Source organism: Achromobacter sp. 46006, from assembly GCF_059761975.1.
On the sequence record NZ_JCBANN010000009.1, the window covers coordinates 88,337 to 102,126 of the forward strand.

16 protein-coding genes are annotated in these 13,790 nt (G+C 65.2%); 3 read left to right on the plus strand and 13 right to left on the minus strand.

Annotation, left to right across the window (positions count from 1 at the left end):
• Positions 1–49: 49 nt before the first annotated feature.
• From ccsB to AC6LKG_RS07620, 3 genes are all read right to left on the minus strand, one after another.
• Complete coding sequence (gene ccsB, locus AC6LKG_RS07610; RefSeq protein WP_498163770.1) at positions 50–1,396, minus strand: c-type cytochrome biogenesis protein CcsB; 1,347 nt, start codon at positions 1,394–1,396, stop codon at positions 50–52.
• A gap of 8 nt (positions 1,397–1,404) precedes the next feature.
• A complete protein-coding gene (locus AC6LKG_RS07615) occupies positions 1,405–3,483 on the minus strand; it encodes a cytochrome c biogenesis protein ResB (RefSeq protein ID WP_498163771.1) in 2,079 nt (692 codons plus the stop codon).
• Positions 3,484–3,602: 119 nt separating this feature from the next.
• Positions 3,603–4,304, minus strand: a complete 702-nt coding sequence (locus AC6LKG_RS07620; RefSeq protein ID WP_498163791.1) for a c-type cytochrome — start codon at positions 4,302–4,304, stop codon at positions 3,603–3,605.
• Positions 4,305–4,561: 257 nt separating this feature from the next.
• Here AC6LKG_RS07620 and yihA point away from each other — a divergent pair, with 257 nt between their 5' ends.
• Both yihA and hemB read left to right on the plus strand, forming a co-directional pair.
• Positions 4,562–5,185 (plus strand): ribosome biogenesis GTP-binding protein YihA/YsxC, encoded by a 624-nt coding sequence (gene yihA / locus AC6LKG_RS07625; RefSeq protein ID WP_049077223.1) that lies wholly within the window; start codon positions 4,562–4,564, stop codon positions 5,183–5,185.
• Complete coding sequence (hemB, locus tag AC6LKG_RS07630; RefSeq protein WP_498163772.1) at positions 5,182–6,198, plus strand: porphobilinogen synthase; 1,017 nt, start codon at positions 5,182–5,184, stop codon at positions 6,196–6,198. Before yihA ends, hemB begins: the two co-directional genes overlap by 4 nt.
• 102 nt (positions 6,199–6,300) lie before the next feature.
• Here hemB and AC6LKG_RS07635 read toward each other — a convergent pair whose 3' ends face one another.
• The 3 genes from AC6LKG_RS07635 to cutA all read right to left on the minus strand — a co-directional run bounded on the left by AC6LKG_RS07635 (position 6,301) and on the right by cutA (position 9,517).
• Positions 6,301–7,164, minus strand: coding sequence for a DMT family transporter (locus AC6LKG_RS07635; RefSeq protein ID WP_498163792.1), 864 nt, complete (start codon positions 7,162–7,164; stop codon positions 6,301–6,303).
• Positions 7,165–7,295: 131 nt separating this feature from the next.
• Positions 7,296–9,137, minus strand: a complete 1,842-nt coding sequence (gene dsbD, locus AC6LKG_RS07640; RefSeq protein WP_498163793.1) for a protein-disulfide reductase DsbD — start codon at positions 9,135–9,137, stop codon at positions 7,296–7,298.
• A 32-nt stretch (positions 9,138–9,169) separates the two neighbouring features.
• Positions 9,170–9,517: a divalent-cation tolerance protein CutA gene (gene cutA / locus AC6LKG_RS07645; protein ID WP_006392025.1), complete on the minus strand. Its 348-nt coding sequence runs from the start codon at positions 9,515–9,517 to the stop codon at positions 9,170–9,172.
• A gap of 119 nt (positions 9,518–9,636) precedes the next feature.
• Here cutA and AC6LKG_RS07650 point away from each other — a divergent pair, with 119 nt between their 5' ends.
• Positions 9,637–10,074, plus strand: coding sequence for an HIT family protein (locus AC6LKG_RS07650; protein WP_498163773.1), 438 nt, complete (start codon positions 9,637–9,639; stop codon positions 10,072–10,074).
• A 101-nt stretch (positions 10,075–10,175) separates the two neighbouring features.
• On the opposite strand, the gene rplQ is transcribed toward AC6LKG_RS07650, so the two are convergent.
• The 7 genes from rplQ to infA form a co-directional block, all read right to left on the minus strand.
• A complete protein-coding gene (gene rplQ / locus AC6LKG_RS07655) occupies positions 10,176–10,568 on the minus strand; it encodes a 50S ribosomal protein L17 (RefSeq protein WP_006389635.1) in 393 nt (130 codons plus the stop codon).
• A gap of 187 nt (positions 10,569–10,755) precedes the next feature.
• Complete coding sequence (locus AC6LKG_RS07660) at positions 10,756–11,742, minus strand: DNA-directed RNA polymerase subunit alpha (RefSeq protein WP_006216514.1); 987 nt, start codon at positions 11,740–11,742, stop codon at positions 10,756–10,758.
• 214 nt (positions 11,743–11,956) lie between these two features.
• Positions 11,957–12,580 carry a 30S ribosomal protein S4 gene (rpsD, locus tag AC6LKG_RS07665; RefSeq protein ID WP_006389633.1) on the minus strand — a complete coding sequence of 208 codons (624 nt, stop codon included), beginning with the start codon at positions 12,578–12,580 and terminating at the stop codon, positions 11,957–11,959.
• Positions 12,581–12,591: 11 nt separating this feature from the next.
• Positions 12,592–12,993 carry a 30S ribosomal protein S11 gene (gene rpsK / locus AC6LKG_RS07670; protein ID WP_006216516.1) on the minus strand — a complete coding sequence of 134 codons (402 nt, stop codon included), beginning with the start codon at positions 12,991–12,993 and terminating at the stop codon, positions 12,592–12,594.
• Positions 12,994–13,008: 15 nt separating this feature from the next.
• Positions 13,009–13,374: a 30S ribosomal protein S13 gene (gene rpsM / locus AC6LKG_RS07675; RefSeq protein WP_006389632.1), complete on the minus strand. Its 366-nt coding sequence runs from the start codon at positions 13,372–13,374 to the stop codon at positions 13,009–13,011.
• A 43-nt stretch (positions 13,375–13,417) separates the two neighbouring features.
• Entirely contained in the window at positions 13,418–13,531 is a 114-nt protein-coding gene (gene rpmJ / locus AC6LKG_RS07680) for a 50S ribosomal protein L36 (RefSeq protein WP_003806928.1), read from the minus strand.
• 34 nt (positions 13,532–13,565) lie between these two features.
• The gene (infA, locus tag AC6LKG_RS07685; protein WP_003806927.1) at positions 13,566–13,784 is read right to left on the minus strand and encodes a translation initiation factor IF-1; all 219 of its coding nucleotides are present in this window, start codon (positions 13,782–13,784) and stop codon (positions 13,566–13,568) included.
• Positions 13,785–13,790: the final 6 nt, after the last annotated feature.

Sequence of the window (13,790 nt, forward strand, 5' to 3'; positions counted from 1 at the left end):
GAAGCCGCCGCGCCTCGGCGTCGGCGGCTTCTTGCCGTTGCCAGCCCGATCAGAGCTGGCCGTAGGAATGCAGTCCCGACAGGAACATGTTCACGCCCAGGAAGGCGAAGCCGGTGATCAACAGGCCGGTCAGCGCCCAATAGGCCGCCATCGTGCCGCGCAGGCCCTTGATCAGGCGCATGTGCAGCCAGGCTGCGTAGTTCAGCCAGACGATCAGGGCCCAGGTTTCCTTGGGGTCCCACTGCCAATACGCGCCCCAGGCATCCGCCGCCCACAGCGCGCCCAGGATGGTCGCCACGGTGAAGAAGGCGAAGCCAATGGCGATGGCGCGGTACATGATGTCGTCCAGCACCTCCAGCGGCGGCAATGCGGCGGCGATGCGGCGCCGCCCCAGCAGGATGGCGCCGACGATCACGGCGCCGATGCCGAAATACAGCATCCAGGTGGCCGACAGGCCATCGGTGCGGAACACCATGGGCTCGGCGCACAACAGCACGCCCAGCACGAACAGCGGCGCCAGCTTGAGCCACGACGAAGTCTGCCCATGCTGCTTGACCAGGTAGGCAAAGCCGACCATCGCCGCCAGCGAGAAGGTGCCATAACCGATGAAGTTGGCCGGCACATGCAGCTTCATCCACCAGCTCTTGAGCGCCGGCACCAGCGGCTGGATCTGCCCGGCGTCGCGCGTGAACGAATACCACAGCAGGAACACCACCGCCGAAGTCACCACCAGCAGCACGAAACCGCCCAGCGCGCGGGTGGCGTACTTGCGCTCGTAGTACAGGTAGAACAAGGCCGTGATCAAAGCGAACAGCACGAACACTTCATAAAGGTTGCTGACCGGGATATGGCCCAGGTCCGGGCCCATCAGATGGCCCTCGCGCCAGCGCACCAGAAGCCCCGTCAGGCCGGCGAACACCGCGCCCCAGGTCAGGGCGGTGCCCAGCCATGCCGCGGTCGGACTGAAGAAACCGATCCAGTAGCACACCATGGCCAGGGCGAACAGCGCGCTCATCCACAGGATGGCGGACTGCGACGAGAGCAGGTATTTCAGGAAGAACACCTGCTCGGCCCGCGCCAGGTCATTGCCGTAGAGCATCAACGCCAGACCCGCCGCGATCGCACAGGCCACCATCAGACGGCGCAGCGGACGCCACAGCCATCCCATCCAGGCCAGCACTGGCACCGTGCCGCACAGGATGATCTTCTCGTAGTAGTCCATCGCGCCACTGAAGCGCGTCAGCGCGAAACCGGCGCCCGCCGCCAACAGCAGGAAGAACACGACGTCCGTCCAGTCGGGCCGGCCGCGCTGTGCGCGGTTGTCGCCGGTCTCGGACAGGCCGTCCTGCCAAAGGTTGTCAGGCGCGGGAGAATGCGTGGTGGTGGTCGTGGACATAGGAAACCTTAAGACCCTTTCTGGCGCAACAGCGCCTGCTTGAAGCGATCGAACTCCTGATTAAAGTCGAGTGTACGCTTCTGCGACGTCATCGCCGCCAGGATGGCGCTGCCGCCGTCCTGCGGCTTGATCCAGATCCAGACGCGGCGATCCCGAATGTAGAACATCGAGAACACGCCCAGCACCAGCAGCAGGCTGCCCAGGTAGACCGTGTTCTTGCCCGGTGTGCGGCTGACCTGGAACACGCTGGCCTGCACGTGCTTGAAGTCTGCCAGCGAAAAGAACACCGGCGCCGGATAGACGGTCAGGTCCGACAGCGCCGCCACCGACAGGCGCGACCACTGGGCGGCACGCTCGGCCTCGGGCCCATCGCTGGCCACCGGCGGCAGCCCGGCACGTTCACGCTCGATGGCGCGCAATTCATTCATGCTGGCGCCGATCAGCCGGATCACCACATCCGCCGCGCGCTCCAGGTCGCTCGCCGGCGTGTTGGCCTGCAAGAACGCCGCCACGGCCTGCAAGCCGCCGGAAGCATAGGTTTCCAGGGCGCGCTCGGCGGCCGTCTGCAAAGGCTGGCGATCCGTGCCGCTCGGGCTGTTGCGCTCGGCGAAACGGCGCGCCGCCTCCTGGCGCGCGGCCGGATCGGCCAGCGCCGCCCGCAGCCGCATGAATTCCGCCACCGAGCCCTCGTCATCGGCCGGAATCCGCAGATAGCGGAACGGTTCCGAGGCATTGTTGCGCACACCGGCCAGGAACACACTGGCTCCGTCCAATTGCACCGGCAACATGTAGTTCTGGAATTCGTGCGCCTGACCCGCATCGTCTATCAGCTTGTACTCGACGCTGGGCCCCACGTTGCGCAGATTTTCATTCTTCTTGCCCGCCGCGCTGCCGGCCACCGAGGCCACATGTTCAGCGAAGCTCTGGCCGCCCCCCTTGGGCGCGCCGCCAGTCAGATCCTCGACATTGATCGGACGCAGGGCCGTGATTTCCACGCCCATGCTGCGCGGACCTCGCGCAGTGTTAGCGCTTACTTCAGCAGTCTTGCCCACGGTGCCGTCCACATTGAACGTGGCGTTGTCGGTGCCCACCAGCGGGTAACCCTTGAGCACCACCGTGCTGCCGCCGTCATCGAAACTGGACTGGTAGACCGTCATGCCCTTGAAGCGCAACGGCTCGTTGACCTCGATGGTGGAATCGAAGCTCTTGCCCGTATCCGGATCCGTCACCTCCACTTCGCTGGCGAAGCGGCTGGGCATGCCCGTCGAGTAGTAGTCGATGACGAATTTCTTCAGTTTCAGGGTGAAGGGCATCGGCTGCACCAGGGCGCCGTCGCCCACCATCACCACCGCGGTGCTGGCCTGGCCGTTCTCCGGCACCAGCACGCTGGCGCGGAAGCTCGGATTGTCGACCGACAGGCGGCCGCTTTCCGGCACCTCGGAGATCAGCATGTTCTCGACGATCGGCTTCTTGCCGCCGAACATCACCTGCAGGCGCACCGGCAGCTCGCTATCGAGCAGGCCGCCAATGCAGATGATGACCATGGCGGCATGGGCGAACACATAGCCCAGTCGGTTGGCGCTGCCCTTCTTGGCAGCCAGCAGCACGCCGGTACTGTCCTGGCGCTCGCGCACCGCATAGCCCATGCGCTTGAGCAGGGCCGTCAGGCCCGCCGCGGTCCGCGGCACGTCAGTGGGCGCCTCGGTCTCGACGCGGTGCGGAAAGGCCCGCAGGCTGCCGCCGCGCACGTGTTCGCGGAACGAACGCGCATCTCGCAGCATCTTGGGCGCGTTGCGGATCAGGCAGACCGAGGTCGAGACGACCAGGAACGCCATGATCAGCAGGAACCACCAGCTGTTGTAGACGTGCCAGATCGAGAACTTGTCAAACACCTCGTACCAGAACGGGCCGAACTGGTCGATGTAGTTGTTGGACGACCGGTTCTGCTGCAACACCGTCCCCACCAGGCTCGCCACGCAGATGAACATCAACAGGCTGACGGCGAAACGCATCGAACCCAGCAATTCAAACAGATCGCGGGGCAGGCTGCGCAGGGACGGGCGGGAGTGTGTCTGAGTCGAATTCATGAAAAAAGGGGGGCCGCGCGATCGGCTACCCCCCTCGTAGACAGCGCAGGACGGAAACAGGTTCCGCCATGCTCAGGTTGCGTGAACGCGGACCAGCCGCGCGCGTGGCCGGCGTACGGCTACCGCAGGCCAGCCGCGTAGTCCGCCACGGCCTTGATGTCGGCATCCGACATCCGGTCGGCCACGGCGCGCATCACGTCGTTGGCGCGATCGCCGCTGCGGAACAGCTTGAGCTGCTCTTCGATATACAAGGGGAACTGGCCCGACAGGCGCGGATACTGGCCTGGAATGCCCGCGCCGTTGGCAGAATGGCATGCCGCACAGGCGGGAACATTGCGTTCGGGCAAACCGCCGCGCCAGATCTTTTGACCCAGGTCAACCAGCTTCTCGTGGCCGGCGGTGGCCGGATCCTTCAGCGGCTGCTGCGCCAGGTACAGCGCGATATTCTGCATGTCGGCCGGCGTCAGGTTCTGCGCCATGGCGGTCATGGGGGTGGGATTGCCGCCGGGGCCATTGCGCACCGGCAGCTTGGCACCCTGCTTGACCTGGAAGTCGGTCAACTGCTTGACCAGGTATTCGTGGGGTTGCGCGGCCAGGTTGGGGTTCACCGGGATGGTGCTGTTGCCCGCCGCGCCATGACAGGACGCACAGGCGATGATGCCGCGCGAGGCGTCGCCCTGGTCAAACAACTGGCCACCCTTGGCGGCATCTGGCTTGGCCGCGCCCGCGGCGCCGTCAGCGGCGAAGCTCGTAGTAGAAAAGGCGGAGGCGCCGAGCAACAGCCCGCTCGCAACCAACATCCGGGACAGCACACGCTTCATGAAGACCTCGACGATCACATCGATCAAGGCGCAAAAAGGCGCCCACGCCTGCCCGCACATCTGGAAAACCGTATCGAACCTCATTTGCCCGCTTGCCTGCTCGCCAAGGACTACCGGACGCCTGGGGCCGGATGGCCCTGCAAGTACCGAAATGCCCTCAACGGTAAGCAAACGAGACGGCTCCGCGCACGGGGACCACTGTTGCAAACGCCGGATTATACAATAGGGCTCGAAACCAACCGTAGCCAAAGCCATCCGTGTCCCTCCTACATCGCGCCTCTTTCCTCACGTCGGCCGCTCGCCTCGACCAGTTGCCGCCTCCTGACGCGCCCGAGGTTTGCTTCGTCGGCCGCTCCAACGCCGGCAAGTCCACGGCCATCAACGTGCTGTGCAACCAGCGTCGCCTCGCCTTCTCCAGCAAGACGCCGGGCCGCACGCGGCTGATCAACATGTTCGGCCTGCCGGACCCGCTGAACCCGGAAGGCCACATCGGCTATCTCGTCGACCTGCCCGGCTACGGCTATGCCTCCGTGGCCCGCGATGAAAAGGAAAAGTGGGCCGACATCCTGGGCGGCTATTTGCGCGACCGCGAATCGCTGGCCGGCATCGTGCTGCTCATCGACATCCGCCGCGGCGTTACCGAACTGGACCGCCGCCTGGCCAATTTCATCGCCCCCACCGGCCGGCCGGTGCTGGCGCTGCTCACCAAAGCCGACAAGCTGCCCTACGGCCAGCGCGTGCGCACCGTGTTCTCGGTGCGCAAAGACCTGGCGGACATCGGCGCCCTGCACACCATCCCCTTCTCGGCGCCTGAGCGCATTGGCCTGGAAGAGGCTGGCGCGCACATAGAAAACTGGATTTCTCCCAAGGTCGTACCATGAACCCGCAGATCATCACCCCCGACTTCCCGGTTTCCCGCCCGCGCCGCCTGCGCCGCGACGACTACACCCGCCGCCTGGTGCGCGAGAACGCCCTCACCGTCAACGACCTGATCTACCCGGTCTTCGTGGCCGAGGGCAGTGGCCTGAAGCAGGCCGTGCCGTCGCTGCCGGGCGTGGTGCGCTATTCGCTGGACACACTGCTGCCGGTGGCCGAGGAATGCGTGGCGCTGGGCATGCCGGTGCTGTCGCTGTTTCCCGCCATCGACCCGGCGCTCAAGACCCCCGACGGCATCGAGGCCACCAACCCCGACGGCCTGATCCCGCGCGTGGTGCGCGAGCTGAAAAAGAACTTTCCCGATCTCGGCGTGCTGTGCGACGTAGCGCTGGACCCGTACACCAGCCACGGCCAGGACGGCGTCATCGATGAAAACGGCTACGTCGTCAACGAGCCGACCGTCGAGATCCTCGTCAAGCAAGCCCTGACGCAGGCCGCGGCCGGTGTCGACATGGTCGCCCCCAGCGACATGATGGACGGCCGTATCGGCGCCGTGCGCCGCGCGCTGGAGGCCAACGGCTACATCCATACCCAGATCATGGCCTACTCGGCCAAATACGCCAGCGCCTTCTACGGCCCGTTCCGCGACGCCGTCGGGTCTGCCACCAACCTGGGCAAGTCCAACAAGATGGCCTACCAGATGGACCCGGGCAACCTGGACGAAGCGCTGCGCGAAGTCGCGGCCGACCTGCACGAAGGCGCCGACATGGTCATGGTCAAGCCCGGCATGCCGTACCTGGACGTGCTGCGCCGCGTCAAGGACACCTTCCGCGTGCCGACCTTTGCCTACCAGGTGAGTGGTGAATACGCGATGATCAAGGCGGCCTCGGCCAATGGCTGGCTGGATCACGACAAGGTCATGATGGAAGCGCTACTGGCGTTCAAGCGCGCCGGCGCCGACGGCATCCTGACGTACTTCGCGATCGAAGCGGCGCGGCTGCTCAAGCAGCAACGCTGATTGCGATGGGGCGGCCTTCACGGCCCCGCCCCGCTTGCCCTGCGTGCGCCTGGGCATGAGACGCGCACAGCAACGGCGGACCCTTGCGGTCCGCCGTGTTCTTCAACGCGCCGCTGACGCGCCACGGCGCAGGCCGAGCCAGGTGCCGCTGAGAATGCAGGCCAGCCCCGCCACGTGCACCAGCGTCACATGCTCGTCCAGGAACAGCGCGGCGAACAGCAGGCCGAAGATCGGCAGCCAGTTCACGAACAGCGCCGCGCGGCTGATGCCCAGCCTGGCGATGCCCGCGTTCCACAGGATGTTGCTGACACCGGAGGCGATCACCGCCGAGAACAGCAGCACCAGCCACGGCCACCATGTCATGTTCCAGTTGTCCGCATCGTAGGACGACGGCGTCATGGCCGCATGCGCCACCAGCATCAGGCCGCCGGCCAGGTACATGTACCAGAGCATCGCCAGCGGATCGAGCGTGCGCGAGATGCGCTGGATCACCAGCCCGCCGAACACGAACACCGCCACCGCGAGGAACACAATCGCATCGCCCCAGCCGGTCAGCCCCAACTGCGCGCCGCTGCCCACCACCACCATCGCCACGCCGGCCAGGCCCAGCAAGGCGCCGGCGATGCGCAGCCACGTCAGCCGTTCGCGATAGAACAGGGCCGCCAGCAGCGCCGACAGCAAGGGACTGGTGGCCATCAGCAGCGTTCCGTTGGCGGCCGACGAGAACTGCAAGCCATACACCAGCGCGGTCTGGTGCGCGTACACCACCAGGAAACCCGCCAGCGCCACCCAGCCCAACTCGACCCGCCCCAACATGGGAATACGGCCGCGCCGCGCTTTGACGATGAGGGTGACGGCGACGAACGCAACGGCGATCCGCAAGGCCGCCAGGGCGCGGATATCCATGTGCTGCGTCAGGTACTTGATGGAGACGATGTTCAGGCCCCAGGTGGCCATGACGAACATCAGTTGCAGATAGATCAGACCGGTGCGGTCCTGGCTTGCATCGACTGTCGAAGACGTCACGGGCGCCGGCCTGAGGGAGTGGAGGCGCCACCCACGCGGCGCGAGCCCTCATGGTAGCGGGCGGCCGCCGCTCAGCGCAATAGCACGCGGTCCAGCGACTCGGTGAAACGCTTGGCGTCCTGGAAGCCCACCACGCGCGCGTCCGGCAATTCCTTGCCGCCGGGTTCGAAGAACATGATGCCCGGCGGGCCGAACAGGCGGAAACGCTTGAGCAGCGCGCGATCGTCGGCATTGTTGGCGGTCACGTCGGCCTGCACCAGCAGCATGCCGCCCATGCGTTGCGCCACGCCCGGATCGGTGAAAGTGAAGCGCTCCATCTCGCGGCACGACACGCACCAGTCGGCGTAGAAGTCCAACATTACCGGCTGCGTGCTCGCGGCCAGCAGCGCGTCCAGCTCGGCGTTGTTGCGCACGCGCTTGAACTGCACCTCGCCAGCATGCGCGGCCGCGCCCGAGGCCGCCGGGCCGCCCGAGGCAAAATGCGACAGCGGCTGCAACACGTCGCGGCCGCCGCTGGCCGCGCCGATCAGCCACGCGGCGGCGGCCAGGGCCAGCAACAGGCCGATGCCCTTGCCGAACATGCGCGCCGAGCCGGCGCCGGCCGGCAGCGCGTCGAACGCGCGCAGCATCACCGCGCCGACGATCGCCAGGAAGGCCCAGCCGGTCATCTGCACCCAGGTCGGCACCACCGGGATCAGCATCCACCAGGCGGTCGCCAGCAGCAGCATGCCGAACAGACGCTTGACGCCATCCATCCACGGCCCGGCCTTGGGCAGCAGCGCGCCCGACGAGGCGCCGACGATCAGCAGCGGCACGCCCATGCCCCACGCCATCGCGAACAGGGCCGAGCCCCCCAACACCACGTCGCCAGTCTGCGAGATGTACAACAATGCGCCGGCCAGCGGCGCGGCCACGCAAGGCCCGACGATCAGCGCCGACAGCGCGCCCATCAGCAAGGCGCCGGTATAGCGGCCTCCGGGAATGCGCGACGACCGCTCGGCCAGCCGCGCCTGGATGCCGGACGGCATCTGGAAGGTGAAGGCATCGAACATCGCCAGCGCCAGCACCGCCAGCACGATCGCGAACAGCGTCAGGATCCACGGCGTCTGCAGCCATGCGGCCAGGCCCGCGCCGCTCAAGCCTGCCGCCACGCCCAGCGCGGTGTAGACCACCGACATGCCCAGCACGTAGGTCGCCGCCAGCGCCAGGCCACGGCCGCGCGAGGGACGTTCCTGGCTGGCGCCGCCCAGCACGATCGACGACAGGATGGGAATCATGGGCAGCACGCAGGGCGTGAACGCCAGCAGCAGGCCCAGCACCAGGAACACGCCGGCCGTCTTGATCCAGCCCAATCCACCCAGGGCATCGGCCAAGCCGGTATCGCCAGCGTTCACCAGCGCGCTCAGGCCGCCGCCCGAAGCTGCCGGCGCGGCCGAGGCGCCACCACTGCCCGCCAGGGCGTAACCGCCCGCCACCGGCGTCAGCTTCACGCTGCTATCCATCGGCGGATAGCACAGGCCGGCATCGGCGCAGCCCTGGCCAGTCAGCGTCAACGTGAATGGCTGGTCCCCGGGCGTCACTGGCACGCGGATCGCCACGTCCTGGTGGTAGACCTCCATGTCCTTCTCGAAGGTCGGGTCGTACTTGACGTCACCCTTGGGATAGACGGGTTCGCCCAGCGTGGCCGCGCCCAGCGGGCTGATGCTGATGCCGAAGCGCTCGCGGTACATGTAGTAGCCAGGCGCCACGCGAAAGCGCAGTTCGACGGTATCGGGCGCGGCCATCGACGCGCTGAAGACGAAGGCCTTCTCGGGGTCGAGGAACTCGGCCTCGGCACGCGCCGGCGCATGCCAGGCCAGCCACAACATAGTCATGGCCAGCAACGCCAGCAATCTGGGGAAAAAGACACGCATCGGGATGTGGAGCCGGACCGCGGGTTGCAACATCAGTCTCTCTTGTTCTGCACGACGGCCGTCTGCTGACGGACCCAATCCAGGTAGGGCGCAGCGCCGCCGATGACCGGCAGCACGATGATTTCGGGCACGTCGTAGGGATGCATCTGCGCCAGGGCCTGGACCACGGCCGGGTGGCGCGCGTAGGTGGTCTTGATGTGGATGGGGATTTCCTCGGCCCCTTCCACCTCGCCTTGCCACTGGTAGATGGACAGGCCCGGCGCCCCAAGGTTCACGCAGGCAGCCAGGCCATCCTCGACCAGCACGTGGGCGATACGCTTGGCCAGCAACAGGTCCGGCGCATTGCTGATGACCAGCACGACGTCGTCATCGCGCAACATGGAGCCTCCCGGGAATACCCGTATCGGATGTAACTCGGGGTATTTTATCGATATTGCCGCCCGCGTCCGCCCACTATCAGACCCGGAGCCGCCGCACATCCATTCACATCGAGGCAAACATGTCCGACAACTGCCTGTTCTGCCGCATCGCCCGCCACGAAATCCCGGCGCACATCCTGCACGAAGACGACCGCCTGATGGCGTTCCTGGACATCCAGCCGGTGCGCCCCGGGCACACGCTCATCATCCCCAAGCAGCACTATCCGTACTACGAGGACATGCCCGCCGACCTGGCCGGCCACATCGTCAACCTGGGGCAGAAGCTGGGCCGCCACATGAAGCGGCTGTATGGCGTGGACCGCGTCGGCTTCGCTTTCACCGGCATTCACGTGGCGCACACCCATGCGCACGTGATCCCCATGCACCATCCGCAGGACGTGACCTCGACCCAATACATCGAGCAGCAGGACCTGACCTTCCGCATGCCACCCCAGGCGCCCCAGGAGGCGCTGGCGGCCACCGCCGCGCAATTGCGGGGCGAACTGCACGCCTCGTAGCGATCGGCGCGCCTGCGCCGCCAGGGCGCCTCGCGCGCGTCGCGCAAAAAACAAGGGCGGGTCCGAAGACCCGCCCTTGTCGCTTATCTAGACACCGAAACTTATTCGGCGCTGTCCTCAGCGGCCTCATCGACTTCCGGACGGTCGACCAGCTCCATGAAAGCCATGGGAGCATTGTCGCCTTGACGGAAACCCATCTTCAGCACGCGGGTGTAGCCGCCGTTGCGGGCCGCGTAGCGCGGGCCGATTTCGGCGAACAGCTTCACCACGGCGTCGCGATCGCGCAGGCGGGCAAAAGCCAGGCGCTTGTTCGCGAGGGTGGGTTCTTTACCCAGCGTGATCAGGGGTTCGATGACGCGGCGCAGTTCTTTCGCCTTGGGCAGCGTGGTCTTGATGGCTTCGTGGGTGATCAACGAAACGGCCATGTTGCGAAACATGGCAAGACGGTGACTGCTGGTGCGGTTGAGCTTACGCAAGCCATTACCGTGACGCATGATAAGTATCCTTTGAATCTAATGACGGCGTTTCCGCCATCGGGTTATCCGGCTCTTCTATCAACCTGCGATCAGGCCGCGGTCCGGTGGAAAACGGTGCATTTTACGACGGTTTCGCAAACCGCCCGGCGGTGAAGCCGGGCGCCGCGGGAAACGCCCCTGCGAGAGGGGCGCCACCCTGCAAGACTTACGGACGCTCCAGGCCCAGCGGGGGCCAGTTTTCGAGCTTCATGCCCAGCGTCAGGCCGCGTGCGGCCAGCACTTCCTTGATCTCGTTGAGCGACTTGCGACCCAGGTTCGGGGTCTTGAGCAGTTCGTTCTCGGTACGCTGGATCAGGTCGCCGATGTAGTAGATGTTTTCGGCCTTCAGGCAGTTGGCCGAACGCACGGTCAGTTCCAGGTCGTCGACCGGACGCAGCAGCACCGGGTCGATCTGCGGCGTGCCGCGGACCGGGGCTTCGTACGAATCGCCGGCGCCTTCCAGGGCGGCGAAGACCGAGATCTGGTCCATCAGGATGCGAGCCGACTGGCGCACCGCTTCCTCGGGCGAGATGACGCCGTTGGTTTCGATGTCCAGCACCAGCTTGTCCAGGTCGGTGCGCTGTTCCACGCGGGCGCTTTCAACCGCGTAGCTGACGCGGCGGACCGGGCTGAACGAGGCGTCCAGGACGATGCGACCGATGGTGTGGGTGCGGTCTTCCGACAGCGCGCGCACGTTGCCCGGCACGTAGCCGCGGCCCTTTTCGACCTTGATCTGCATTTCCAGCTTGCCCGCGTCCGTCAGGTTGCAGATGGCGTGGCCGGGGTTGATGATCTCGACGTCGTGCGGCAGCTCGATGTCGCTGGCCAGCACGGTGCCGGCGCCGGTCTTGCGCAGAACCAGGGTGACTTCGTCACGGTTGTGCAGCTTGAAGACCACGCCCTTCAGGTTCAGCAGGATGTCGACGACATCTTCGCGAACGCCCGGGATGGTCGAGTATTCGTGCACCACGCCCGTCATCTGGACTTCGGTCGGCGCGTAGCCGGTCATCGAAGACAGCAGGATGCGGCGCAGGGCGTTGCCCAGCGTATGGCCGTAGCCGCGCTCGAACGGCTCCATCACGATCTTGGCATGGTGGGTGCCGACCGGTTCGACTTCAATGGAGCGCGGCTTCAGGAAACCTTGAGTGGACATGTACTGTGTTCCTTTTCAATACCCTCGGCTCGTTACACCGATAAGGCTGATGGACAGGTTGAAACGTGAAACGCGGGCAGCGCAAAAAAGCCGCCCGATACTTACCGCAAAGCCCGCCCCGCCAAAAGGCGGAAAGCGGGCTGCTGCGAGACTCGCAAACCGGTCGCGAAACCAGCAAGCCGGCCCCTTGCGAAGGAGGCGCCGGCAGGCGTGATTAACGCGAGTACAGTTCGACGACCATCGATTCGTTGATGTCGCGAGCGACGTCAGCGCGATCGGGGGCCGACTTGAACGTGCCGGTCAGCTTGGTCGTGTCGACTTCGACCCACTGGGGGATGCCGATGCTGGTGGCCAGGTCGAGCGATTCCTTGATACGGCCTTGCTTCTTGGCCTTTTCGCGGATCGAGATGACGTCGCCAGCCTTGACCAGCATCGAAGCGATGTCGGCGGTGTGGCCGTTCAGTTCGATGGCGCGGTGGCTCACCAGCTGGCGAGCTTCGGCGCGGGTCGAGCCGAAGCCCATGCGGTAGACGACGTTGTCCAGGCGCGATTCCAGCAGCTGGATCAGCGTTTCGCCGGTGTTGCCACGGCGACGCTCGGCTTCAGCGAAGTACTTGCGGAATTGCTTTTCCAGCACGCCGTACATGCGCTTGAGCTTTTGCTTTTCGCGCAGCTGCAGGCCGTAGTCGGAAGTGCGGGCACCCGAAGTGCGGCCGTGTTGGCCAGGCTTGGAATCCAGCTTGCACTTGGAATCCAGCGAGCGACGGGCGCTCTTCAGGAACAGGTCAGTACCCTCGCGGCGCGAGAGCTTGCATTTGGGTCCAATATAACGTGCCATGTGGATTCCCTTTAGATACGACGACGCTTCGGCGGACGGCAGCCGTTGTGCGGAACGGGCGTGATGTCGGCGATGGACGAGATCTTGATGCCCAGCGCGTTCAGGGCGCGGACCGACGATTCACGGCCGGGGCCGGGGCCCTTGATACGCACTTCCAGCGTCTTGATGCCGTATTCCAGCGCGACACGGCCGGCCGTTTCAGCGGCGACCTGCGCGGCGAACGGGGTCGACTTACGCGAACCCTTGAAGCCAGCACCGCCCGACGTGGCCCACGACAAAGCGTTGCCCTGACGGTCGGTGATGGTGATGATGGTGTTGTTGAACGAAGCGTGAACGTGCGCGATGCCGTCCGAGACGTTCTTCTTGACCTTTTTGCGCACGCGCGAAGCGCCGCTGGTGGAAGCTTTCGCCATAATCCAGTTCCTCGATTATTTCTTCAGGGACGCAGCAGCACGACGCGGGCCCTTGCGGGTGCGGGCGTTGGTGCGAGTGCGCTGGCCGCGCACGGGCAGGCCGCGCTTGTGGCGCATGCCGCGGTAGGTTCCCAGGTCGATCAAACGCTTGATCGAGAGCTGCACTTCACGACGCAGGTCACCTTCGACCGTGAACACACCAACGTGTTCGCGGACGCGTTCCAGTTCAGCGTCGCTCAGATCCTTGACCTTTTTGTCAAACGGGACGTTAGCCGCTTCGCAGATCTTGCGAGCGCGCGTACGACCGATGCCAAAAATGGCGGTCAGGCCGATCTCGGCGTGCTGATGCGGCGGAATGTTAATGCCAGCAATACGGGCCATGACTGTTCCTTGAATAAATCCGTTGCGTAGTCGCTAACCCGAGTTAGCCTTGACGCTGCTTGTGACGCGGGTCGGTGCAGATAACGCGCACCACGCCGTGACGTTTGATAACTTTGCAGTTGCGGCAGATCCGCTTAACCGATGCCATTACTTTCATGGTTGACTCCTAATTTTCCGTAATCCGGTTTCGCTCACTTGGAGCGGAAAACAATCCTGGCTCGCGTCAGATCATAGGGCGTGAGCTCCACTGTGACCTTGTCACCCGGCAGGATCCGGATGTAATGCATACGCATCTTGCCGGAAATATGGCCCAACACCACGTGGCCGTTTTCGAGCTTGACGCGAAATGTCGCGTTCGGGAGGTTCTCAAGAACCTCGCCTTGCATCTGAATGACGTCGTCCTTGGACATCTTTTG

Excerpts from the sequence above, each read along its gene's own strand:
- ccsB (WP_498163770.1), bottom strand. The coding sequence starts at position 1,396 with ATGTCCACGACCACCACCACGCATTCTCCCGCGCCTGACAACCTTTGG.
- AC6LKG_RS07620 (WP_498163791.1), bottom strand. The coding sequence starts at position 4,304 with ATGAAGCGTGTGCTGTCCCGGATGTTGGTTGCGAGCGGGCTGTTGCTC.
- cutA (WP_006392025.1), bottom strand. The coding sequence starts at position 9,517 with ATGTTGCGCGATGACGACGTCGTGCTGGTCATCAGCAATGCGCCGGAC.
- hemB (WP_498163772.1), top strand. The coding sequence starts at position 5,182 with ATGAACCCGCAGATCATCACCCCCGACTTCCCGGTTTCCCGCCCGCGC.
- AC6LKG_RS07660 (WP_006216514.1), bottom strand. The coding sequence starts at position 11,742 with ATGTCCACTCAAGGTTTCCTGAAGCCGCGCTCCATTGAAGTCGAACCG.
- rpsD (WP_006389633.1), bottom strand. The coding sequence starts at position 12,580 with ATGGCACGTTATATTGGACCCAAATGCAAGCTCTCGCGCCGCGAGGGT.
- rpmJ (WP_003806928.1), bottom strand. The coding sequence starts at position 13,531 with ATGAAAGTAATGGCATCGGTTAAGCGGATCTGCCGCAACTGCAAAGTT.
- rpsM (WP_006389632.1), bottom strand. The coding sequence starts at position 13,374 with ATGGCCCGTATTGCTGGCATTAACATTCCGCCGCATCAGCACGCCGAG.
- dsbD (WP_498163793.1), bottom strand. The coding sequence starts at position 9,137 with ATGCGTGTCTTTTTCCCCAGATTGCTGGCGTTGCTGGCCATGACTATG.
- AC6LKG_RS07635 (WP_498163792.1), bottom strand. The coding sequence starts at position 7,164 with ATGTTCGTCATGGCCACCTGGGGCCTGAACATCGTCTCCATCAAGTAC.
- AC6LKG_RS07650 (WP_498163773.1), top strand. The coding sequence starts at position 9,637 with ATGTCCGACAACTGCCTGTTCTGCCGCATCGCCCGCCACGAAATCCCG.
- rpsK (WP_006216516.1), bottom strand. The coding sequence starts at position 12,993 with ATGGCGAAAGCTTCCACCAGCGGCGCTTCGCGCGTGCGCAAAAAGGTC.
- infA (WP_003806927.1), bottom strand. The coding sequence starts at position 13,784 with ATGTCCAAGGACGACGTCATTCAGATGCAAGGCGAGGTTCTTGAGAAC.
- rplQ (WP_006389635.1), bottom strand. The coding sequence starts at position 10,568 with ATGCGTCACGGTAATGGCTTGCGTAAGCTCAACCGCACCAGCAGTCAC.
- AC6LKG_RS07615 (WP_498163771.1), bottom strand. The coding sequence starts at position 3,483 with ATGAATTCGACTCAGACACACTCCCGCCCGTCCCTGCGCAGCCTGCCC.